This is a genomic window from Cupriavidus sp. 05T313 (assembly GCF_056396665.1).
Genome location: NZ_JBFTLX010000105.1, coordinates 1 through 22,032, shown reverse-complemented (window position 1 = coordinate 22,032; position 22,032 = coordinate 1). Strand labels below are relative to the sequence as shown.

The 22,032-nt window shown below is 58.1% G+C and carries 19 protein-coding genes and 2 pseudogenes; 9 read left to right on the top strand and 12 right to left on the bottom strand.

Translation table 11 applies throughout. The annotated features are described in order from the left end of the window. Positions 1-63 precede the first annotated feature (63 nt). Complete coding sequence (locus tag AC1DKD_RS21885) at positions 64-543, bottom strand: transporter substrate-binding domain-containing protein (protein ID WP_477143703.1); 480 nt, start codon at positions 541-543, stop codon at positions 64-66. A gap of 369 nt (positions 544-912) precedes the next feature. On the opposite strand from AC1DKD_RS21885, the gene AC1DKD_RS21880 reads away from it, so the two are divergent. Next, positions 913-1,809, top strand: coding sequence for a LysR family transcriptional regulator (locus AC1DKD_RS21880; RefSeq protein WP_441634782.1), 897 nt, complete (start codon positions 913-915; stop codon positions 1,807-1,809). A gap of 46 nt (positions 1,810-1,855) precedes the next feature. On the opposite strand, the gene AC1DKD_RS21875 is transcribed toward AC1DKD_RS21880, so the two are convergent. From AC1DKD_RS21875 to AC1DKD_RS21855, 5 genes are all read right to left on the bottom strand, one after another. Continuing rightward, positions 1,856-2,506: an alpha/beta hydrolase gene (locus tag AC1DKD_RS21875; protein WP_477102904.1), complete on the bottom strand. Its 651-nt coding sequence runs from the start codon at positions 2,504-2,506 to the stop codon at positions 1,856-1,858. Between the two features lie 84 nt (positions 2,507-2,590). Next, on the bottom strand, positions 2,591-3,586 hold the full coding sequence (locus tag AC1DKD_RS21870; RefSeq protein ID WP_441635755.1) for a succinylglutamate desuccinylase/aspartoacylase family protein: 996 nt from the start codon (positions 3,584-3,586) through the stop codon (positions 2,591-2,593). 108 nt (positions 3,587-3,694) lie between these two features. After that, the gene (locus AC1DKD_RS21865; protein ID WP_441635753.1) at positions 3,695-5,164 is read right to left on the bottom strand and encodes an aldehyde dehydrogenase; all 1,470 of its coding nucleotides are present in this window, start codon (positions 5,162-5,164) and stop codon (positions 3,695-3,697) included. A 30-nt stretch (positions 5,165-5,194) separates the two neighbouring features. Beyond that, on the bottom strand, positions 5,195-5,791 hold the full coding sequence (locus AC1DKD_RS21860) for a thiamine pyrophosphate-dependent enzyme (protein WP_477143702.1): 597 nt from the start codon (positions 5,789-5,791) through the stop codon (positions 5,195-5,197). Between the two features lie 2 nt (positions 5,792-5,793). Beyond that, a complete protein-coding gene (locus tag AC1DKD_RS21855) occupies positions 5,794-6,327 on the bottom strand; it encodes a phosphonopyruvate decarboxylase (RefSeq protein ID WP_477143701.1) in 534 nt (177 codons plus the stop codon). 125 nt (positions 6,328-6,452) lie between these two features. Here AC1DKD_RS21855 and AC1DKD_RS21850 point away from each other — a divergent pair, with 125 nt between their 5' ends. Beyond that, the gene (locus AC1DKD_RS21850) at positions 6,453-7,382 is read left to right on the top strand and encodes a LysR family transcriptional regulator (RefSeq protein ID WP_045235683.1); all 930 of its coding nucleotides are present in this window, start codon (positions 6,453-6,455) and stop codon (positions 7,380-7,382) included. Positions 7,383-7,401: 19 nt separating this feature from the next. On the opposite strand, the gene AC1DKD_RS21845 is transcribed toward AC1DKD_RS21850, so the two are convergent. Together AC1DKD_RS21845 and AC1DKD_RS21840 are read right to left on the bottom strand one after the other, a co-directional pair. After that, positions 7,402-8,364, bottom strand: a complete 963-nt coding sequence (locus AC1DKD_RS21845) for a Bug family tripartite tricarboxylate transporter substrate binding protein (protein ID WP_477143700.1) — start codon at positions 8,362-8,364, stop codon at positions 7,402-7,404. A gap of 501 nt (positions 8,365-8,865) precedes the next feature. Beyond that, the gene (locus tag AC1DKD_RS21840) at positions 8,866-9,819 is read right to left on the bottom strand and encodes a tripartite tricarboxylate transporter substrate-binding protein (RefSeq protein WP_441635756.1); all 954 of its coding nucleotides are present in this window, start codon (positions 9,817-9,819) and stop codon (positions 8,866-8,868) included. A gap of 807 nt (positions 9,820-10,626) precedes the next feature. Between AC1DKD_RS21840 and AC1DKD_RS21835 the strand changes: the two genes are divergently transcribed. From AC1DKD_RS21835 to AC1DKD_RS21815, 5 genes are all read left to right on the top strand, one after another. Continuing rightward, the gene (locus AC1DKD_RS21835) at positions 10,627-11,400 is read left to right on the top strand and encodes a GntR family transcriptional regulator (RefSeq protein WP_441635747.1); all 774 of its coding nucleotides are present in this window, start codon (positions 10,627-10,629) and stop codon (positions 11,398-11,400) included. A 263-nt stretch (positions 11,401-11,663) separates the two neighbouring features. Further along, complete coding sequence (locus AC1DKD_RS21830) at positions 11,664-12,644, top strand: Bug family tripartite tricarboxylate transporter substrate binding protein (protein WP_441635745.1); 981 nt, start codon at positions 11,664-11,666, stop codon at positions 12,642-12,644. A gap of 64 nt (positions 12,645-12,708) precedes the next feature. Then, a complete protein-coding gene (locus AC1DKD_RS21825) occupies positions 12,709-13,500 on the top strand; it encodes an enoyl-CoA hydratase/isomerase family protein (RefSeq protein WP_477143699.1) in 792 nt (263 codons plus the stop codon). A 45-nt stretch (positions 13,501-13,545) separates the two neighbouring features. Next, positions 13,546-14,697, top strand: coding sequence for a CaiB/BaiF CoA transferase family protein (locus tag AC1DKD_RS21820; RefSeq protein ID WP_477102902.1), 1,152 nt, complete (start codon positions 13,546-13,548; stop codon positions 14,695-14,697). 141 nt (positions 14,698-14,838) lie between these two features. Further along, the gene (locus AC1DKD_RS21815; RefSeq protein WP_441635739.1) at positions 14,839-16,143 is read left to right on the top strand and encodes an MFS transporter; all 1,305 of its coding nucleotides are present in this window, start codon (positions 14,839-14,841) and stop codon (positions 16,141-16,143) included. A gap of 197 nt (positions 16,144-16,340) precedes the next feature. On the opposite strand, the pseudogene AC1DKD_RS21810 reads toward AC1DKD_RS21815, so the two are convergent. The 3 genes and pseudogenes from AC1DKD_RS21810 to AC1DKD_RS21800 form a co-directional block, all read right to left on the bottom strand. After that, positions 16,341-16,506 (bottom strand): annotated as a pseudogene (locus AC1DKD_RS21810) (diaminopropionate ammonia-lyase); the annotation flags it as partial. Position 16,507: 1 nt separating this feature from the next. Next, positions 16,508-17,128 (bottom strand): annotated as a pseudogene (locus AC1DKD_RS21805) (CaiB/BaiF CoA transferase family protein); the annotation flags it as partial. Between the two features lie 105 nt (positions 17,129-17,233). Beyond that, positions 17,234-18,157 carry a LysR family transcriptional regulator gene (locus AC1DKD_RS21800; RefSeq protein WP_477143698.1) on the bottom strand — a complete coding sequence of 308 codons (924 nt, stop codon included), beginning with the start codon at positions 18,155-18,157 and terminating at the stop codon, positions 17,234-17,236. A gap of 169 nt (positions 18,158-18,326) precedes the next feature. Here AC1DKD_RS21800 and AC1DKD_RS21795 point away from each other — a divergent pair, with 169 nt between their 5' ends. Beyond that, on the top strand, positions 18,327-19,640 hold the full coding sequence (locus AC1DKD_RS21795) for a dicarboxylate/amino acid:cation symporter (protein ID WP_441635735.1): 1,314 nt from the start codon (positions 18,327-18,329) through the stop codon (positions 19,638-19,640). Between the two features lie 67 nt (positions 19,641-19,707). Continuing rightward, a complete protein-coding gene (locus AC1DKD_RS21790; RefSeq protein WP_477111672.1) occupies positions 19,708-20,670 on the top strand; it encodes a hydroxymethylglutaryl-CoA lyase in 963 nt (320 codons plus the stop codon). Between the two features lie 459 nt (positions 20,671-21,129). Here the strand turns inward: AC1DKD_RS21790 and AC1DKD_RS21785 are convergent, their stop codons facing one another. Continuing rightward, a complete protein-coding gene (locus AC1DKD_RS21785) occupies positions 21,130-21,906 on the bottom strand; it encodes a glycerate kinase (RefSeq protein WP_441635731.1) in 777 nt (258 codons plus the stop codon). Positions 21,907-22,032: the final 126 nt, after the last annotated feature.

Genomic DNA, 22,032 nt, shown 5'->3' with positions numbered 1-22,032 from the left:
ATATCAGAGGAGTACTGGCCTTCTTTACGCCCGTCGTGTCTCGCGATGGTCAAGGCGATGTTCCTAAACTCGCTCTTGCCGAAACCGCGACAAACACCCCTCGCCAAACCTCAAAATTGGCGGGACGTAACAGTCAGCCGTAGTTTTCAGTCCTTCCGAGCGTTTCACCGCCACTTTGGTCAGACTGACAAAGTACTGGTCGCTGTAACCAATTTGTTCGGCCCGTTCCGGCGTCCAGCCAAGTGCGGCTGCAAGGATGTCCACTCGCCCCTGCTGTAGCTCGGGAATCCGCGCCGCGGTCGCAATCAGCTTGAGTTCGAGCTTCACACCCAGGCTCTTGGCAATCGCGCTGCAGAAATCCACGTCGTACCCTTGTACTTCCCTGGTCTGGGCATTGGTGAAGCTAAATGGCTCGATAGTGCCCAACACGCCGCAAACCAGTGCACCTCGCTGCTTGATGTCCGCCAGCTGGTCCGCGAAGGCACTGACTGTAGTCAGCGAGAGGCTCACGGCTGCAATAGCGATTGCCGACAACTTACGCATGGAATTCATCCTTTCAGGTCTTGGGGATTGGAAGCCTCAGCAAGGGCTGAGGCTCGGAACTGCGACGCACGCGTGGGGCACGCGAACGTCCCTGGCTCGAAATAGATGGAGCAAGAGTCGCCCGTCTTGTTACCTGCTTTCCACGGGCATCCGGCCCGTGTATGACGGACCGTTGCATTTTCGAAGGTCTCCGGCCTCCCTACCCCTCCTCAGCTAGAGGGGGCGAGATTCTCTCTTTTTGCCTCTCGGGAGGAGAAATTGTTGGATGCATTTTGATACCAGAATACAATTACAACAAACGAGTTTTATCGATGCGATTCGATGAATAGAAGCAATGTGTTTTAGTGGTTATCCCTAGCAAGGTGCACTGTGGTTACGTTTAAACAACTTGAGGCAATATTCTGGGTCGTGCAAGCGGGCGGATTCGCGCAAGCCGCCCTGAGGTTGCACACAACCCAGTCCGCAGTCTCCAAAAGGGTGCAGGAGCTCGAACAACTCTTCAACACGCAATTGTTCGACCGCGGAACAAGAACCGCCCGGCTGACGGAAAAAGGGGAAGAGATGTTCTTGTTGGCAAAGAAGCTTCTGGCGGAACGGGATGCAGCGATGGAGCAATTCACCCAACCGGACGCGATGCAGCGTCGGGTTCGCATTGGCGTTACCGAGCTATCGGCCATGACCTGGCTACCCCGACTGGTCAATCAGATTCACGAACACTATCCACGAGTCGTCATCGAGCCCGAAGTGGATATGAGCACTAAGCTACGGGACAAGCTCCTGGCGGACGAGCTTGATTTGATGGTAGTGCCCGATGCTTATACAGATGCGCGCTTTGCATCAAAGGTAGTAGGCAAAGTTGAGAACGCGTGGATGTGCAAGCCCGGATTGCTTGACGCTCAGCGGCCAATCCAGATACACGAACTCGCGGCGAGGCGCGTACTCGTGGACAAGTCTGGCACGGGGATTATTTACGACAGCTGGTTCAAGTCGATAGGATTTCGCCCCGTCAACGTTATCGTCAGCAATAGCATCGTGGCATTGATAGCCCTTACCATATCCGGGTTCGGAGTGAGCTACTTCCCGAAAGACTGCCTTCGTCAGATGCAAAGCGCTGGACTTCTCGATGTCCTTGAAGTTAATCCGCCGCTACCGGATGCCACCTACGTGGCGATGTACAAGTCGGACCAACGAAGCACGCTGATTGCAGCCATCGTCATGCTCGCTCAGGAGTGCTGCGATTTTTCTACAATTTTCCAGACGGCGTGATGAATGCCGGCCAGCCATCACCTTAGCTCGCGCGACTGTCAACCGGTTATGGCGAGCGGTCCAGATATGCGCCCACCAAGCGCTCCAGGACGGCCAATTTTCCGGTAAAAAAGTGGCTGGCGTTAGGAACAACGACGATAGGCAAGCCTTGCGGACGCGCCCAGTCGAACACAGCTTTGAGCTCTACGCGCTGGTCCCTCTCACCGTGAATTGCCATGGTCGTGGATGGTACGGGAGGCGTCTCGTAGGTGCGCTGCCCTTCGATAGTTCCCCATGGTGTGCCGGCGAGCACGATGTGAGTGCAATTGACCCCCTGTTCGTGTAGCACCCCCGTGGTCCGTGCAATCACGTATGCGCCGAAGGAGAATCCCGCCAAAACAAGGGGCAAGGCCGGATAGATTCGTCGCAAGTGCTCGATGACCAATAGCACATCGAGAGTCTCTCCGTTTCCGAAGTCATGCGTGCCTTCCGAGCCCCCTACGCCCCGGAAATTGGGGCGAACGGCGACGTATTGACGGGACGCTAGTATCTTCGCAAACAAATTTGGAACCTTATGTTCTGCGGTTCCGCCCTGCAGCGGATGAGGGTGGGCGATGACCGCGATGCCGCGAATGGGTCCCTCCGGCACATTAACCAACAGCTCAATGTCACCGACGATTCCGCGTATCACAAACCTCTCGATTGCTGAAGAAGTCATCGTACCACTTTCTTTACGTCCATTTCTGCTCAGACCCTGTCTAGAAGCCGAATCCCGCGTTGCCGGCTTACGCTCTTTACCGGACTAGATTGCCTTCCCCAAGTGGAGGAGACAGTCTCCGCGCTCGCACATTGCCACGGCTCGTTCGCAAACCACGACACCGCTTGCCAAGAAATGCACCGCTTCAGGAACGCGGAGCGGGCTTTCAGGGAAATAGACGTAGCCGGCGAGGTCACCCACCCTCACCTCATCGCCAAGCATGACACGAGCTTCAAACAGGCCATTTTCTGGCGCGTAGACGAAGCAATCCTTGTCAACAGAAAGAAACCTAACCTCGGGCGGCGGAGGAAGCCCCTCTGATTTAGTCACGCCAAGCCAAGCCAATACACGCAGTACGCCCGACTCGCACATCTCACGGTAGCCAGGATGAACCCATCCGCGGCCGCCTAGTTCAGTGCCCAGACGCGGTATGCCGGTGCGCGCCGCGGCTTCGGAAGAACTGCCGCTCCCTGGTGCACTCGAGAACAATAGTCCGTAGGGCGCTCCGAACGTCGACATCAGAGCTCGACGCTCCGCTTCAGACGAAGAGCCCGTTGAAGCGACGGATGTCGTCGCAGGCAAATAGTTGAGCGATGTCCCGCCGCTATGGAGGTCGAATACGAAGTCCGCGCGGCTCATCAGTTCGGTCTCGATGAAATGGGCAATCATCTCGGAGGGTGCGCCGCTCGGATTTCCGGGATAGAGGCGGTTCAGGTTTCCCTCATCTATCGGAGACACACGATTACCGTCTTTGGCTGCCGGGTAATTCGCCATCGGCAAGATGATGAGATGCCCTTGAATATCGTTGGCCTGCAATTGTCGCGCCAAGCGCGTCAGTGCCACCTGCCCTTCGTATTCGTCGCCATGGGTTCCGGACAACAGCAACACGGTCTTACCTACGCCGTTCTTGATGCTCACTACCGGGATGGGAAGCCATCCGTACGCCGAGCGATTCACTGAGTATGGAAGTCTTGCATAGCCGGCGTGCTTGCCCGGCTTAGCCAAATCGAAATCCAGTGAAATTCTGCTCTTTGTCATCATGTTTTTTGGTAAGCGCCGCACCTAGTCGCCCTGGTGCAGCCGATGGCAGATTGTCAACCGCCGGAAATGGGGGCGCTGCGCGGCGCAAGCATCCGCGCAGGCCACGACTCACCGAATAGTGAACGGATTCCCTGAACCGGCGCCTGTGTTAATCCACACGCTCTTTGTCTGGAGGTACGCGCGGATGGCATCAATCCCGTTTTCCCGACCCAGACCCGAATCCTTATAGCCGCCAAAGGGCGACATGAAGCTGACGGCTCGATAGGTATTCACCCACACGGTGCCGGCCTGAATCCTTTCCGACATCCGAAACGCGCGACCGATATCAGATGTCCAAACCCCTGCCCCAAGCCCATAGCAGCTATCGTTGGCAATCTCGATAGCATCTTTTTCGTCCTTGAATTTCAGAACCGAAAGTACCGGACCAAACACTTCCTCTCGGGCAATGCGCATCTGTGGCGTCACATTGGAAAAGATAGTGGGCTCGACGAACCACCCATCTCCGCATGATGCCGGCTGGCCACCCAGCAAAAGGTTTGCCCCCTCTTCCTTCGCAATCTTGATGTAGGAGAGGACCTTTTCATACTGTGCCGGCGTTGTGATGGGGCCCACCTGCGTCGACGCGTTCATTGGATTGCCAAGCTTCGCTGTCTTCGCCAACGTTAGTAGCTTGTCGATGAACGCATCATGGATATCCTCCTGCAACAGCAGACGAGAGCCAGCAATGCAGGTTTGCCCGCTGGCCGCGAAGATGCCCGAGACAGCGCCGTTGACTGCATCGTCCATGTTTGCATCATTGAACACGATGTTGGGCGATTTCCCGCCCAGTTCCAGGCTCACGTGCTTGAACTGTGCTGCACATTGCTGGTTGATGGCGCGCCCGGTTGCATCGGAGCCCGTGAACGTTACCTTCTTAACAAGTGGATGCATGACGAGCGGTGACCCAACCTCGGCTCCGAAACCCGTCACCACATTAAACACGCCCGCTGGGAAGCCCGCTTCCTGGAAGAGCAGAGCCAGTTCCAAAGCGGAGACCGAAGTGAATTCGGACGGCTTTACGACTACCGTGCACCCCGAAGCCAGCGCCGGCGCGATTTTCCACGCCAACAGCATTAGCGGGGAGTTCCACGGTGTAATGGCGGCTACGACACCCACGGGTTCATTCCGCGTGTAGTTGAAGTATCCCTTCTTGTCTAGCGGAACTACCGTTCCCTCGATTTTGTCGGCAAGGCCGCCGAAATAGTAGAACCACTGCGGCAGATACTTCACCTGCGCGCTCATCTCAGCGAGCAACTTGCCGTTGTCCCGCACTTCAAACTCAGCCAGCTGTTCGGCATCCCTGGCGATAAGGTCTCCTAGCTTCCGCAGCAAAGCGCCACGCTGGGTGGCTGTCATTTCTGCCCACGGGCCAGCGCGGAACGCATTATCGGCTGCGTTGACCGCGCGGTCGACGTCCGCCTCCGTGCCGCGAGCGACTTGGGCCCAGGCTTTCCCGGTGAAGGGATTCTGGGTTTCGAACCAACGACCATCGCTCGCATTCACGAAGGTCCCGTCGATGAACATTTGATACTGCTTCATGGCGCAATGCTGTCCGGATGGGTTAGAAGACTAGAGCGGCGCAAATCCCAGGTGCTGACGGAAGCGGTTCTTGACGAATACGCCGTCGCGCGGGGGCAGAGCGCGCTGATGCTCTTCCGCGGCAATGTACACCTGAGCCACGGTCATGCCATCCGCATTCTTGATTGCCTGCGTCAGCTTATCCAGTTCCGCAATCTCGGAGACTTCGAGCGTCGAGCGAACACCGCATCCGGCTGCCACCTTTGCGAGGTTGGTGCCCAGGCTAGTATGGCTTTGCTGCATGCCGGTCTCACCGAAGTGACCGTTGTCAAGAATCACAACTGCCAGGTTCCTTGGGTTTTGAGCTGCGGCRGTGGCAAGACTGCCGATACCCATCAACTGCTCGCCATCGCCTGCAATGGCAATGACCTGCTTTTCGGGTTGTGCCAGGGCCAGCCCGAGCGCAACCGAGGTAGACCCGCCCATAGCGCCCCAAAGATAAAAATTGGAAGGACGGTCCCCGGCCGCAAAAACGTCGTACGAAGGGGAGCCAAGACCCGTCACGACGAGCGCATCAGGAAACTGCTTCAGCAGGGCGGCAACGAATTCGCGGCGGTTAATCGCCGACTTGGAGGTCGAGGTAGTCATGTTCAGCGCACCCACYTTTTGCGGCCGATGAGGCTTTGAGAGAGAAGAATGGCGACGCGTTGTCCTGCGTCGAATGCGGAGACCAGTCCCGCGTCGATGAGTTCTGCGGCATCTTCCGGCGAGTCCACGCGATACACCGTAATGCCCATCAGCTCAAGCGCCTTGGCGGTGGCCAAGCCCATTGGCGCCTGCCACGGATTGAACTCGGCGTACTCGCCGCGCATGGTGACGATGGTGAAGAACGGGAAGCGGCAGCTATCCAGCAGCGAGAACATATTCACGCAGTTGCCAACACCACTGCTCTGCATTAGCAGGACCGCACGCTCGCCACCCAGCCACGCGCCGCTGACAACACCGACACCTTCTTCTTCGGTGGTGAGAACAACGTCGCGGATTTCGGGGTCCTCTTTGGCCCGTTTGATGACATGGGAATGGCCGGCGTCCGGCACGTAAGCAACTTGGCGAACCCCGTTTTGCTTGAGGACTTGAAAGATATCTTCTTGCCAGGCAAGGGGCTCAGAATTTGGATTGGTCATGGGAGATTGTCTCGGTGGGGAATGACATCTGCTATCATAGAATTGACTGATAGGCTTTATGAAATACAATAAAGTGATTCCTCCAATCAGTAATTTGGATGACAGCAAAGTGCACTAGGGGACATATGGATATCAAGCAACTGCGTGCGCTGCTGGCCATCGCGGAAACCGGGAGCGCCACCAAGGCCGCCGAACTCCTTAGCATTGTTCAACCGGCTGTTTCCCGGCATGTAAGGCTGCTTGAGGAGGAATTCGGTGTAGAGCTTTTTGAGCGCGAGCGGCATGGAATGGTCCTCACGGAGGCTGGTAGAACATTGGTTGAGTACGGCCGACGCGCGTTGCGCGAACTGGACCGAGCCAAGGCTGAGATTCAGCCGGTGAAAGGGGCGATTTCAGGCACAGCCGTCATCGGTTTGCTGCCGAGTACGTGCGAGTTACTGGCAGCAGAACTTGTCGCAACTGTGAAAGGCAAGCATCCGCAACTCGTTGTTCGGCTCAATGTGGGCTACGCAGGCAACCTCCTTCAGTGGCTTGAGGCAGGCGACGTTGAGATAGCGCTCTTGTACGACATCAAAGCTTCCCCTGGCCTGCAAGTAGAGGCGCTGCTCGACGAACAGCTCTATCTAGTCGGCCTTCCTGGCACCGTGCCGCAAGGCGATGCGCACACCATCGAGAGCCTTCGAGACCTTCCGCTTGTGCTACCAAACGCGCCGCACGGTCTTCGCACAGTGGTCGAGCATGCGTGCGCTGTCGCAGGAATCAAACCCACTATCGCGGTCGAGACCAATTCCCTGGCTGTCCAAAAATCTCTGGTTGCAAAGGGCTTTGGGTACACAGTTCTACCCAGCTCGGCGGTATCCGAAGAACTGGAAAAAGGCATATTGGCGGCTGCACCAATTACCTCCCCCAACCTCTCCCGGCGAATCGTGCTGGCACATGCGGCTACGCGTCGAATGTCCCCAGCCGCGAGCTTTGTTTCGGCGGAACTGGTGACTCTGGCCAAACGGCTAGTGCTCGATGGAGCTTGGCCAGGCGCCGAGTGGGTAGGCCCGTAGCGGCATGCATTGACGACGGTTAGTCCGGCTGGATGTTTCCTGCCTTGATAACGTCTGCCCATCGTTGCGTCTCGGCTTGAACGAACTTGGCGGCTTTGTCGGGTGTGGAATCCAAGATGGGCTCAACTCCAATCTTGGCTAGCCGTTCGCGGACTTCCGGGTCTTTGACTGTCTGTAACAAGGCAGCGCTCAACTTCTGGACGACAGGGGCCGGCGTGCCTCGAGGCACCATCACCATGTTCCAGATGGATGTCTCGTAGTTAGGAAAACCAGCCTCCTTCATTGTCGGCACATTCGGCAGCACACTGGAGCGTGTGCCCGTCGTCACAGCAAGAGGCTTCAGACGGCCGGCCTTAATCATCGGTCCTGCGGTAGTAACCGCATCAGTGATGAACTGGAGGTCGCCGGAAATCACAGACTGAACGGCCTGGCTTGCGCCTCGAAATGGCGCGTGGACAATGTCTAGATGCTCCTGGTACTTGAGCAGCTCCACTGCCATGTGCAACGCACTACCCTTTCCTGCAGAACCGTAGCTGTACTTCCCAGGATTCTTTTTGATGTCGTCGACCAGTTCCCTGGCCGTGTTTGCCTTGACGGACGGATTCACGGCGAGAACCATTGGCACGGCTGCCACCACCGCAACTGGCACTACCGCGTTGGGCTCATACGGCAGAGTCTTGTACAAGGAAGCGTTGATGGCATGGGAACTGGTGCCAAAAAGTAGCGTGTAACCGTCGGCCTTGCTTTTGGCCACGGCGTCAGTGGCGATAGTGCCTCCTGCCCCCGCCTTGTTCTCCACGACGACAGATTGGCCCAGTATGGCACCTAGCTTGTTACCCACAATACGGGCCACTAGGTCCGTGCTTCCACCGGCGGCAAAACCTACAACCATGCGAATCGGATGGTCCGGGTATGCCGGCTGGGCTTGARCGCCAAAGGTTACGAGCGCACCAATCCCCACTTGAACCAACAAGCGTTTCATGTCTCTTCCAGGTAATTATTTAGCCGGGTGGTGTGTGCATCGATACCCGTTGCATCGATGGTATCTAGTACGGAGGCGCATGGTGAAATAGAAAATAATGCTGCTGCCATCAACGGATGTTTTGACTGCGCCCGGAAATCAATCTGCCGTCTGCGTGAACGTCCCGAGAGTCCCCAGCGCTACCCACAGGACAGGCGAGACTAGAATCGGGTCCGCAAGTGGCCATGCCGCAGCCGCCCCCATGGATGTAGCAACGCACCACGTCGAAAGCGCTCGGAGATAAGCAACTGGAACAACCCGCGCATCTTTTGGCGCAGGCGGCGACACGCTGGGCCGACACAAGCCTGGTCGTCCCAGGATGTTCTGAATGAGCGCTTAGCGCGTGGCAAAAATGCGAAAACGCCGGCTTGCATTCGCAATGCCGGCGTTTCTGTCGTCACGGGTTTCACTATCTCCGACGCGCATGGCCGTGGTACTCGGCCATCCACGCAGGCGAGCGTCCTAGTCCGCCTCTACCTTCATCGTCTTCAACAACGGTTGCCATTTGTCGCTTTCCGCCTTAAGCCAAGTCTTCAGCCCCTCCGGAGTTTGCTTGTCTACCGGAACAATCTCGGCACCAAGCTCATCGAGTCGTTTGGATACCATCGGGTCCTGCAGCGCCTTCTGCAGAGCTTTGGTGAGACGTGCTGTCACCGCCGGCGGGGTACCCTTGGGAGCGTATAGCCCATGCCACACCTTCATCTCGAAACCCTTGAGACCACCCTCTTGCAGAGTCGGCGTATTGGGAAGCGCCTTGATTCGCTTCGGCGTGGTGACCCCATAAACTTTGAGTCGGTTCGCGTTGATGTGCGACAGCGTCGAGGTCGTCTGGTCACACAGCAGGTCAACCTGACCGCCCAGCAATGCAGTAAGTGCTGGCCCTGTACCCTGATAAGGAATCGAGTTCATCTTCGTATGCACGGCTTCCTCAAACAGGAGCCCACACAGTTGCGACACTGCGCCCAGACCGGCGTTGGCTAGAGAAACTTTGTCCTTGTTCTGGGCCACGTACTTGACTAAGTCAGCAGCCGTTGTGGGCGGAAGGTCCTTACGCCCGAGAAGCGTCATTGGCACATCGGCAACTTGCCCAATGTACGCAAAGTCCTTTAGCGGGTCGTACGAGAGTTTCTTATACAACGCCGGCGCGGTCGCCATCCCATTGTGGTGAATGAGGATGGTGTAGCCATCCGGCTGTGCTCGAGCGACATATGCAGCCGCCACCGTTCCTCCTGCGCCCAGGCGGTTCTCCACGATGACGCTTTGCCCTAGGTCCTTGGACATGGCCTGACCAAGTGCCCTGGAAACCACATCCGTCGGACCGCCGGCCGAGAACGGCACGACGAGGGTGATAGGTTTCGACGGAAACGCATTCTCGGCCATCACTCCCGAGGAAATCCCGAGCCCCACTGCCCCCATGACCAGCCACTTGGCGCCAAGGCAAAGGCTCATTACTCCGGTTCTGCAAATCATGTCTGTCTCCAATACCGTCTTGGCAGGCTGCAGGCCTGCCTATTTCCTCGGTAGTGGCGCAAGGTTGCCGGAGAACAGGCACGGGGAGAATCCGGATTTTCTGAATGGGCCATACGGCTCGGGCGAACGCCGGCCAGGGGCTACTTGACCAAAATTCACCTACTAGATGCGGCACCGATGCCGTCCCACAGTTCAGCTTGGGCCTGAATGCCGCGCGGAGACGACGCGCGAGCGGTACAACGCGCTCGGCGCGCGAAGAGACTTGCCCGCCGACCCGCGCTCAGCCCCTTAGGGACTCACTGTGTCGGTGTGGATTCGACAACCGGTTACGCGCCAGGGCGCTTTCCCGAGCAAGGCTTGCTGCCCCTCGCATATTTCGGCATGCGTGCCGGCGGCCGACAGTTTGTTTGCCTGCGTCCCTATTAGGCGGCCTTCGGGCCTTCGCGCCGCATTGCCTCTCTCTGTACATTCTGGGCCCCGAGACAGGCACCGCGCTTGACCTAGTAGAAACCCTCATACCAAACCCGGTCACGGAAGCATAATGTACGTACAGCCGTACAGTACGTACATTCGAACAGCCAAATGAAAACAGCCCGCTCGCCACATCCGCATGTCGGTTCTCCCAGTTCCCGGGGCGGAGCGGGCCGTATTGGCCGGACAACCGTACAGGCTTCGGAGATAATTCGCGTTAGTGAACTCAATGACTCCGGTACGGGGTCGCATCCGCCCGTAGCGGGCATGGGGAACAACGCAATGGCCTCGGAACACGGCAAGAATCTTCTTTTAAGTACCGGCGGGAGGCAGCCGCTGTACTCGACCCTGGCCAATCTCCTCACCACGGATATCCAGGAAGGCAAATACCAACCAGCCTCCATCCTGCCGTCTGAGAACGAGCTGGCGCAGCGGTATGGCGTCAGCCGCCAGACGGTGCGCCAAGCACTGCGGGCCGTGCGCGAACAGGGACTCATCTCTTCGCATCCCGGCATAGGCACCATCGTGCGCGAGCCGGTGCATCGAGACGACGTGTTCAGCGCCGTGAACTCGGTCAGCGACTTGCTCCAGTTCGTTGAGAACACCGAGATGCACCTGGTAAGCCATCGCGAGGTGGTGGTCGACGACGCGTTGGCAAATACGCTCAATGCCGCAAAAGGACTCCTCCTCTCGGAAGTCTCTTTCGTTCGCAAGCGCCCCGGCGCGGACTTGCCGATGAGCTATGTCCGTATCTACGTATCGCCGCGGTATGCCGAAGCACAGAAGCGGCACGCCGTCTCGAACGCGCCGATTTACAAGAGCATCGAAAAGATGTTTGGCGTGCGTGTGGCCGAAATTCAGCAGCACACCACTGCGACGCTGCTCGACGCAGAACTCGCCGACATCCTGCAAGCCCAACCTGGAAGCGCTGCGCTGCAGATGGTGCGTTTCTTCTACGATGCCAACCAGGGAATGATTCAGGCATCGATTAGCTACTACCCGCACGACCGGTACACACAGACCGTTCGTTATCGGGCCACGCCAACCGAAATCTGACTGCATCCGCCCTCGACCATGCGCCGCACAACCCATCTTCTCTCACTACGGCTGTCGCCGCCCGGCCTGAATGCCTCATGCCTAGTTGCCCGGACAGCCTGCGCGCATGGACAGCTCGGCGAAGAGATGACTCGCGAGAACCTGTACCGCACATCGCTTCAGTCGAGTCCTTCATAGCGCTTCGCGTTTCCCGTCAGGCTTCTTTGAATTAGGGCCGGCCTGACGGCACCCAACTACCACTCGAAAAATCAAGGAGACAAAGCATGAACGCCATGTTCCGCCTGGCGCTGGGAGCGCTCGCCTGTACGGTTACCGCGACTACGCCTGCATTCGCAGCAGACCCGGCAGCAAACTACCCCACCCGCCCCATCAAGATGATTGTGCCGTTCCCTGCGGGCGGCACGACCGACACGCTGATGCGTCTGATTTCGCCCACGCTCATCAAGGAGCTGGGGCAACCCGTCGTCATCGAGAACAAGTCCGGTGCCTCCGCGACGCTTGGTGCCGATGCCGCGGCGAAGTCACCGCCTGACGGTTACACGTTGCTGGCCGGCAGCGCTCACCACACCATTGCTCAGTCGGTGCTGAAACTTTCCTACAAATTCGATACCGACCTGGTGCCCATTGCCATGACTGCCATCGTGCCGAACGTCGTGGTCGTCAACAGCAACGTCAAGGCGAAGACCATCCAAGAACTCGTTGCGGACGCGAAGTCAAATCCGGACAAGTACAACTATGGCTCGGCCGGCCCCGGCAGCGCGCACCACCTGATTGGCGAAATGTTCAAGCTGCGCACCGGTGCTCCCATCACGCACATTCCGTATCGCGGCAGTGCGCCGGCTGTGTCCGACCTGCTAGGCGGCCAGGTGCTCATCATGTTCGATACGGTGACCTCGGCGCTGCCCCATATCAAGTCCGGCAAGACCCGCGCCCTCGCCGTGACCACCGCCACTCGCTCCAGCGCCCTGCCCGACGTACCCACGCTGGCCGAGGCCGGCGTGAAAGGCATCGACGTCGGCACGTGGTTCGGCGTCCTAGCGCCCGCGGGCACACCGCAGCCCATCATCAACAAGCTGAACGCCGCCATCGTCAAGGCCGTTAGCGACCCGACCATCAGCAAGCAACTGCTTGCACAAGGCATCGAACCGCACCCGAGCAGCCAGGCGGAGTTCAAGGCGCTCATCACCAAGGAAATTGCCGACTTCAAGAACCTGGTCGCGCAGACCAAGTTGGTCGTCAACTGAGCGGCCTCTCCTTCGGTACTGCTGAGGGTCTCCCTTTCACTTCGTATCAGTAAGCCAAAACAGCATGACAACACAGCAAGTCTTTTGCGCCATCGAGAACGGCGTTGCCACCATCACTCTGGACAATCCCCCGGTCAACGTTGTGACGCTGACCCTCTCCCGCCAACTGGGTGAGACCCTGGACGCACTGGCTGCGAATGACGATGTCCGCGCTGTCATTCTGCGAGGCGCAGGTACCAAAGCCTTCTGCGCCGGCTCGGACATCGGAGAGTTCGTCGAACTCGAGCTCATGTCCCCCGGCCAAGTGGTACCGAAGAAGCTTAAGCGCCAGAACGAGATTTTCTYCCAGCTTGAGAACTTTCCAAAGCCGACCGTGTCCGCAATCGAAGGACTTGCCTTTGGTGGCGGTCTGGAACTCGCCTTGTGCTGCGACCTGATTGTGGCATCCAAGACCAGCCGCGTGGCACTGCCGGAAATCAAGCTCGGCGTCTTCCCGAGCAGCGGTGGCACCGTTCGCGCGACGCGTCGCATCGGCTCGGCACGCGCGAAGGAAATGATGTTCCTGGGCGAGCCTCTGGATGCCACAACAGCACTGTCTTGGGGTCTTATTAACCGTGTTGCTCCTTCCGGCCAAGCTCACACAATGGCACAGGAGCTTTGCGCCACCCTGGTCCGTCGCCCACGCCAGGCGCTGGCGCTCTGCAAATCCATCATCAATCTGTCCTTCGACCTCCCCATGCGCGAAGCCATGGACGTCTCCTTTGCCGCCAGCGATAAGGCGTTCAGTTCGCCCGAGTGTGCAGAGGGTGTGCGTGCCTTCTTTGCGAAGGGAGCACCAAACTACGAAGGCATTTGAATCAACGCTTGCTGTGTCATCCCGTATTAGTTGGAGGAAGTACAAATGAAACCGCTGGAAGGTCTTCGCATTCTCTCGCTCGAGCAGTTCGCTGCCGGCCCTTATGGTTCGATGTTCCTGGCCGATATGGGTGCCGAGGTCATCAAGATTGAGAACAAGGCGATTGGCGGAGACCCCTCGCGCCACATTGGCCCATACCATCTTGGCGAGGCGGACAGCCTGTTCTTCCAGGGCTGGAACACCAACAAGCGCAGCGTCGTCCTCGACATGAAGGCCGAAGATGACCGCAAAGTCTTCGAGAAGCTCGTAGCGGGTGCCGATGCGGTGGTCAACAATCTGCGGGGCGACCAGCCTGAAAAGCTCTCCATCTACTACAAGAGCCTCAAGCATCTGAATCCCAAGCTTGTCTGCCTGCATATCTCGGCATATGGTCGCAACAACTCGCGGGAAGCCTGGCCGGGCTACGACTTCCTGATGCAGGCCGAATCTGGCCTGATGGACCTGACCGGCGACCCATCTGGCGCCCCGACGCGCTTCGGTGCATCGGTCATCGACTACATGACGGGCATCACCGGCATGGTGGGGCTGCTGGGCAAGCTGCGCAGTGCTGACAGGACGGGAATCGGCGGTGATGTGGATGTCAGTCTGTTTGATGTCGCCTTGCACCAGTTGGGCTACGCTGGTACGTGGTACCTCAACGAAGGCTTTGTGTCTGGCCGCGTACCCCGCGGGGCTCACCTCTCGGTCACGCCGGTTCAAACCTTCCAGGCGGCAGATGGCTGGATTTACGTCATGTGCATGACCGACCGGTTCTGGGACTCGCTGCTTGAAGTGCTCGGCAGCCCCACCCTGCGCGCAGACGAGCGCTTCCAGTCACAGGCCCTCCGGCTTACGAACCGGGACGCATTGACCGTGGCGCTCGACAACGAGTTCAAGAAGCAACCCGTCGAGCATTGGCTCAATGTCCTGCGCGGCGTCCTGCCGATTGCCCCGGTCTTGAACTTGAAGCAGGCACTGGACAATCCGTTCGTCGAGGAAGTTGGCATGGTTAGCCAGGTCCCGCATCCGCAGAAGGACGACCTGAAGTTGCTGGCAAACCCGCTGAAGTTCGATGGTGAGCGTTTGAGTCAAAGCCCGTGCAATCCACTCGGCGCAGACCAGTCCATGGCACTGGCTCCGACCAAACAAGCCGCCTGACTGGCAGGAACCATGGGCATCACGCACCTGGGCAATAGGCTCAGGTGCATCGTATCTCCTGGCCAACGTGCAACACACATGGCTGCGCCAGCACCAGAAATACCGCCGCCGGCGTCCGCCGAAGACGGCACGGAGGCTTTCATGCTAAACCCCACGTCCGAGAACTCAGCACGGCTACGATGGCTCATCGTCATGCCGGCGGTGTTCCTGATGTACATGATTTCGTTCTTTGACCGAGTCAACATCGGGATGGCGCTGCCCCACATTACGAAGGAGCTGGCGCTCAATGAAATCCAAGCCGGATGGCTTGGCGGCTCGTTTGCATGGGGATATCTCGCTACGCAGCTGCTCGCCGGCTACCTGGCCCTCAAGTTCGGCTCGCGCAAGCTCATCGGCGTCTGTCTTGTGCTGTTCGGGGGCATCTCGATACTTACGGGATTCGCCAGAAGCTTCGAAGAACTACTCGCAATCCGATTCGCGCTTGGACTGGCGGAAGGGCCCATATATGCGGCATCCTCGATGCTGCTCACACAATGGTTCGTCAAGTCGGAACGCGGACGCGCCTTCGGCATCTGGAACCTAAGCGTTGCAGCCGGCGGCTTCCTTGCCGGCCCTATCTCCGCGGCCGTGCTAGCGCATCATGACTGGCGCATGATGATGGTCATCGAGGGCCTGCCGGCATGGATTTTCTGCCTTGTATGGTTCTACTCGATTCCGAAGAGCCTGCAATCCGCGAAGTGGCTCGCGGAGGGAGACCGCCTGAGCATCGAGAGGGAGCTCGCGGCAGAGCAAGCTTCCCACAAGGACAATAACACTTCGTCGTGGATTGTCGTATTCAAGGAGCCGTCCGTCTGGCTGCTGACGATTGGCTTCGCATGCAGCCAAATCATCCTCTATGGCCTGACGCTCTGGCTACCCACCATCTTCAAGTCGTTCAGTGGCGTCAGCGAGATGATGGTCGGCGTCCTCTCCGGCGCGCCGTTCATTATGTCGATGGTCGGGGTCTACTACATTACCAGCCGCTCCGACAAGCACAACCAGGAACGCCGCTGGCATGCGGCCATCCCGATGGTCATCTCTGGTCTGACATTGGTTGTCCTCGCTGAGATGCCTACTCATGCCCTGTACATCCAAATCGCCCTCATTTTGTGTGTGGGCTTCATGCTCAAGATGCCTACCCCACTTGTCTCTTCCTACTTGACAGAGATTCTCCCTCTCCAGAAGGCGATTCCTGCCGTGGGCGTGGTCGTCGGCGGCGGGAGCTTTCTGGGCCAGTTTCTGGGCCCCCTCATTGTGGGCTACGCCAAAGCACATTCCACTGGTTTTTCACTTTCGTTCGTGATTTTGGGATGTGCGGGGATTTTGGGTGGAGTCCTAATCATTGCCGCAAAATCCAGGACGACCACTTCCACAGTGAATGGCGCCGCCCAGGCAACAGAAGCTTGATTTGCACGGTCACGGAGGCTGAACGACGCAGTAGTCGCGTAGCCCCACGATGGGTGCCCAGTGGTGACGCGAAACCGGGCGCCCCATCCGCACCAGCTTGAATGAAGGCACACCTGGCGCTCGTGAGGTCCAGTCTGCCAAGCCACCCTCACGGGTGCTTGTCGGGCTCGCATGCGATGGGCAACGGCGTCTGGAAGAATGAAGGCGTCGACGCTGTTCCCAAGGAAGCGCCATGCGAGCGGCGACGTCTCATCACAGACAAGCCCGGCCATGACGGAATCGACAGACCCCGTTGCAGTGGTCGCCCCGTCCCTGCAGAGCACTTTGGTACAGGCAATCGGCCTGCACTGGCTCAACGACAATCAACGTTGAACACCGATTCGTACAAAGCAACATCAACGACCTGGCCTTCACCGCCGTTGCGCTCACGATGAGAAAGTGCCAAAAGCACTCCAATCACCCCATGTAGCGCGGACAGGGAGTCGCCAATGGATACGCCAACTCTTACAGGAGTGCGCCCTGGTTCGCCACTCAAATGACGCAACCCTCCCATCGCTTCGCCTATGACGCCAAAGCCCGGCCGGTCACGATACGGCCCGGTCTGCCCGTATCCGGAAACCCGAAGCATAATTAGCTTCGGGTTGACGGACTTCAACTCGTCCCATCCCAAGCCCCATCCCTCCAGCGTTCCTGGCCGAAAATTTTCAATTAGAACGTCGGCGGATGCAACGAGTCGTCGAACAACATCCTGGCCTTCCGGGGAACGCAAGTCTAGGGTGACAGACTGCTTGTTACGCGACTGTGCTGCCCACCAGACGGAAGTGTCATCATGCAGCATGCGCCACTTGCGGAGTGGGTCACCGTTCTGGGGGGATTCAATCTTGATAACTTCTGCTCCGAATTCTCCGAGCATCTTCGCCGCGAAGGGACCTGCGATTAGTTGTCCGAGTTCGACGACGCGGATTCCTTTCAGAGCCTGTTCCATTGCCTCACTACATTTGTCCTTGGATGAACAGAATGATGTGACATCCAGGCGCTCATAGCTTTGCGGTATTGTCACGCACCCTTTCCAAGCTAGAAAGGGTCGTAATCAGTTGCCGCAGTTGGAGCCCTGTGGCTTCAGGCCGCATAAGTGCTCGACGAGCTTCGTTGCCTCCGGTTGCAATGCATTGGGGTCCCTAACCCCCAACCACAACGAGCGGGCGGCCCACGGGTCCGATAGCCGGACAGCTCTTAACCCCGCGACCAGGATTTCCTGCCGTACTGCTCCCTCCGGCAGAATGCCAATGCCAAGTCCTGCTTCAATCATGCGGCAGATGCCATCGAAGCTCGTCACCTGAATCCGCAGCTTCAACACGCGCTCGAGCGCGGCCGCCGCCTCGCTCATGCGGTCCRGCAACGAGCTGCCCTGATTCAGGCCCACGAAATCATATTCGAGGGTGTGTGCAAACTGCACTTCCGTACGGTGAGCGAGAGGGTGCTCTGCCGGCACCAGCACCACGAGAGCGTCATCCCGATAGCGATACTTTTGCAGCCCTGGAGCGTGCACATTGTCAGCAAACACGCCTACGTCGGCCACACCATTCATCACCGCTTCCACAACCTCGTGACTCAGACGCTCCTCCAGGCTGATTCTGATGAGTGGCTCTTTGCTCAGGAATGCGGCGAGGTCCTTCGGCAGGAACTGCACGACTGCTGAGGTATTGGCCCATACCCGCACATGACCACGAACTCCAACCGAAAAATCGCCCATGGCACTGGCCATGCGGTTCACGGTCTCCAGCACGCTCTTTGCGTGCCTCACCAATTCGTGGCCCGCAGCGGTCAGCATGAGGCCGCGAGGCAGGCGGAGAAACAATGGGCAGTCGACCGTGCGCTCCAAATCGGCAATCCGCTTGCTCACCGCAGACATCGTCATATGCGCCTTTTCAGACGCACGTGTGACGCTGCCGTTCTCAGCGACGAGCAGGAAGATTCGGAGCGACTGAAGGTCGAAATGTGTTGGCTTGAGCACTGCGCCAGGCTCCGTACTAGTGGGGATGGTATGTTACTCCTCATATGGTCGCCTTTCCAATTGGGAAAGGGTCCTTGAGAGATGACTGATTTTCCAATGTGGGCGCACGTCAAAGAATAGTGCACTCACGAGCGGAATTACCCGCCGGGCAAAGTAGTAGGAGACACACATGCCCACAGTGCACTCGGCCATCCCTGCAGCCGCGCCAGTCGCGCGTTCCCACAAGGAGTGGTACCGCCATCTATACGTTCAGGTATTCATCGCCGTAGTAATCGGCATCCTCTTAGGGCACTTCTACCCAAATGCTGCCCAAGCAATGAAGCCTCTGGGCGACAACTTCCTGAAGTTGGTGAAGTTGATGGTTGCCCCGCTAATCTTCTGTACCGTCGTGCATGGCATCGCCAGTATGCGAGACATCAAAGCGGTCGGTCGCCTTGGTGGTAAGGCACTCATCTACTTTGAGGTAATGACGACGTTGGCCCTTGCCATCGGTCTACTCGTTGTCAACATAATGAAGCCAGGGGTCGGCATGCACGTTGACCCGACCAGCCTCGATGCGTCGTCCATTGCTGCCTACACGAAGGCTGCACACGAGCAGACAGTTGTCGGCTACATATCCCACATCATTCCCCACACGGTGATTGGCGCGTTTGCAGAAGGGGACCTCCTTCAGGTTCTCTTCATCTCCATCATCTTCGCGTTCGCGCTGCAGATGCTGGGGGAAAAAGGGAAGCCGATGCTGGACGTTATCGATTCAGCAGCGAACACTTTCTTCAATATGGTACGTATCGTCATGTACGTATCGCCTCTCGGCGCGTTCGGCGCCATTGCATTCACGATTGGGAAGTACGGCATCGGGTCATTGGCATCGTATGGTCAATTGCTTGCGACGTATTACCTCACCGCGGTGCTGTTCGTTGTGATTGTGCTTGGCGCGGTTTGTCGCTTAGCCGGGTTCAGTCTCTTTAGCTTCCTGAGATACATCCGCGAAGAACTCCTGATTGTCCTCGGCACGTCATCGTCCGAGTCGGCGCTTCCTCGACTGATGGCAAAGCTTGAGCGGCTTGGTTGCGACAAGTCGGCTGTCGGCCTGGTTGTCCCATCTGGATACTCGTTCAACCTCGACGGGAGCTGCATCAACATGACGGTCCTCGCCATCTTCATTGCGCAGGCCACCGACACCTACCTCTCCCTGGGGCAACAGATTACGCTGCTGGCTATTCTGCTCCTGACATCGAAGGGCGCGGCAAGCGTGAGCGGTGGCGCCTTCATCGTCCTCGCCGCGACCCTCGGGACGATTCCCGGCTTCCCGGTCGCAGGTCTAGTACTCGTTCTCGGCGTGTACCGGTTCATCTCGGAAGGCGGCGCCATCGTAAACGTCATTGGAAACGGCATCGCCACCATCGTGGTTGCCAAATGGGAAAAGGTCCTCGACGAGGAAACGCTCCAACGCGAGCTTAAGCAGGGCCCCGATTTCAGTTAAGTAGTAATGGTTCCGAGCCGGGGCATCTGACTGCCAGCTCGTGAGCCAAGTCAATGAGGAAAGCATCATGGACGCCAAGAAGATATTCATCCAGGAAGTCGCGACGCGCGACGGATTCCAGAACGAGGCAAAATTCGTAGCGACGGAGGACAAAGTAAGCCTCATCAACGCTCTCAGCGCGTGTGGCTATGCGAAGGTCGAAGTGACCTCATTCACCTCGCCAAAGGCAATCCCTGCCCTACGCGATGCCGAGGCCGTGATGCATCTCATCACCCGTCAGGACTGCGTGGTGTACACGGTTCTGGTTCCGAACGTCCGTGGAGCGGAACGAGCCCTTTCCTGCAACGTCGACGAAGTCAATCTCGTTATGTCCGTCAGTGAAAGCCACAATCGAACAAACCTTCGTATGTCCCGGGAGCAATCCTTCGCCCAGCTGTCGGACGTCATCAAAGTGGTCCGCAGCACCCCAACCGCCATCAACGTATCCCTTTCGACAGCAATGGGTTGCCCGATGGAAGGGGACGTACCTGTCGAAACCGTACTCGGCTGGATGCAACGGTTCGCGGACTTGGGCGTTCATGGGGTGACCTTGTGCGACACCACCGGAATGGCGTACCCATCCCAGGTCAAGGCTCTGTGCGAGGCTGCTAAGTACCGATGCCCGTTTCTCGAACTGACGCTCCACTTCCACAACACTCGCGGCCTGGCCCTGGCTAATACCCTTGCAGCTCTGGAAGCTGGCATCGACCGATTCGATGCGTCCCTGGGCGGACTCGGTGGGTGCCCCTACGCACCTGGGGCCACGGGAAACGTCTGCACAGAAGAACTCGTGCACATGCTAGAGTTGGACGGATACGATACCGGCGTCGACCTAGCCGCCATCCTCTCCGCCTCAGCCCGATTACCTTCCCTCATTGGCCACGATGTTCCGAGTCAGTTGCTTAAGGCTGGTCGACGTTCGGACCTTCACCCGATGCCGGCAACCGATAGCCTACCGGAGCAGAAAGCATTCGCGACATGCGCTAACTAAGTGCCGCTGCTCAGAATTACTGTCGGCCAACGCACACTACGTGCGTTGGCAGATTTCGTTGACGGCAGGCAGTCATCTCGATTCAACGAGTAAGAAGTACCAGTTTACGTTAAGCGCTCAGCGTTGAACTGTTGAGCCACCTCGATACTTGACACCCCGGCCGAATGTCTCAGCAGCCAACCATCGAGAGGGGACCTCGCCCCACTGCTAACGCAGGACACTTCTCGCGCAACCCTGAATGCTTGCGCAGAGGATGGCCGCCCAAGGTTTAGGCTCGCTCACGAAACCTCCCCTCCGCAATCGTGTCCATCACGGAACGAGTGACCGCAACGACCAACGGGACGCGCGGCTCGCCCGCTCCCGTTCCGGTATCCCTAAGCAGGAGGGGATGCCAAGCAAAAAGAGCCAGTGCACATGACGGGCAACTGGCTCTGAAACCACAAAATCAGTGGTCGGCACCTACAAGCCTTTGCTCCAACGCCGAGCGGATGTAACGAGCCGCGTCAGCTGAAGCGACGCATCCTCAAGCAGGCGCCCAGCGTTCTCCATCGCATAGCTCAACGATACCGGGCCCTGCTGGATTGAAATACACCCGTCAAAAGCCTCCGTCAGTGCAGCGCTACTATCTACCGCCCCGGAAACTAGGGAAACTGGAACGCCAGCATGCCGTGCCAAGTCGGCAATAGTCGCTGGCCCCTTGCCCATCATTGTCTGAGCATCTGAACGCCCTTCTCCCGTAATCACCCAGTCGAACTCACTCAACCCCTCCTGCAATCCGGCTGCACTCAATACAAAGGACGCACCCGATACCAATTCAGCTCCCAATAGGCGAAGCGCATAGCCAATTCCGCCGGCAGCTCCACTGCCCTCTTCGTTTGCAAAGTCCTGACCCGCAGCCGACGTGCATCGCTGTGCAAATCGCTCCAGCGTCGCATCGACCGCAGCCAGGGCTTCCACGCCCTTTTGCGGCCCAAACACATAGGTTGCTCCCGTTGGGCCGCAAAGAGGAGCATTAACATCTGAAAGACCGATGAGTCGAGCGCCCGCAAGAGCAGGTGGCTGCTCGTAGCGGACATCACGGATAGACTCAAGATTCTCTAGGCACGGCGACAGCGTATTGCCGTTTGCATCGGAAAAGCAGAACCCGAGCTCCGCGAGCAGACCCGCCCCAGCCTCATTGGTGGAAGAGCCGCCAAGCCCTATTGCAATGGTGCTATTGAGACTTGTATAAATCATGACAACCGATTTGAGTCTGACGCGTTATCTGACCAAGGCGTTGATCGGGAGTCGATTGCATGGCTGGGAAGATGGACGAAGCGACCGAAAGCGGGTTCGCGCTGGACGGATGCTGTTAGCGAACAA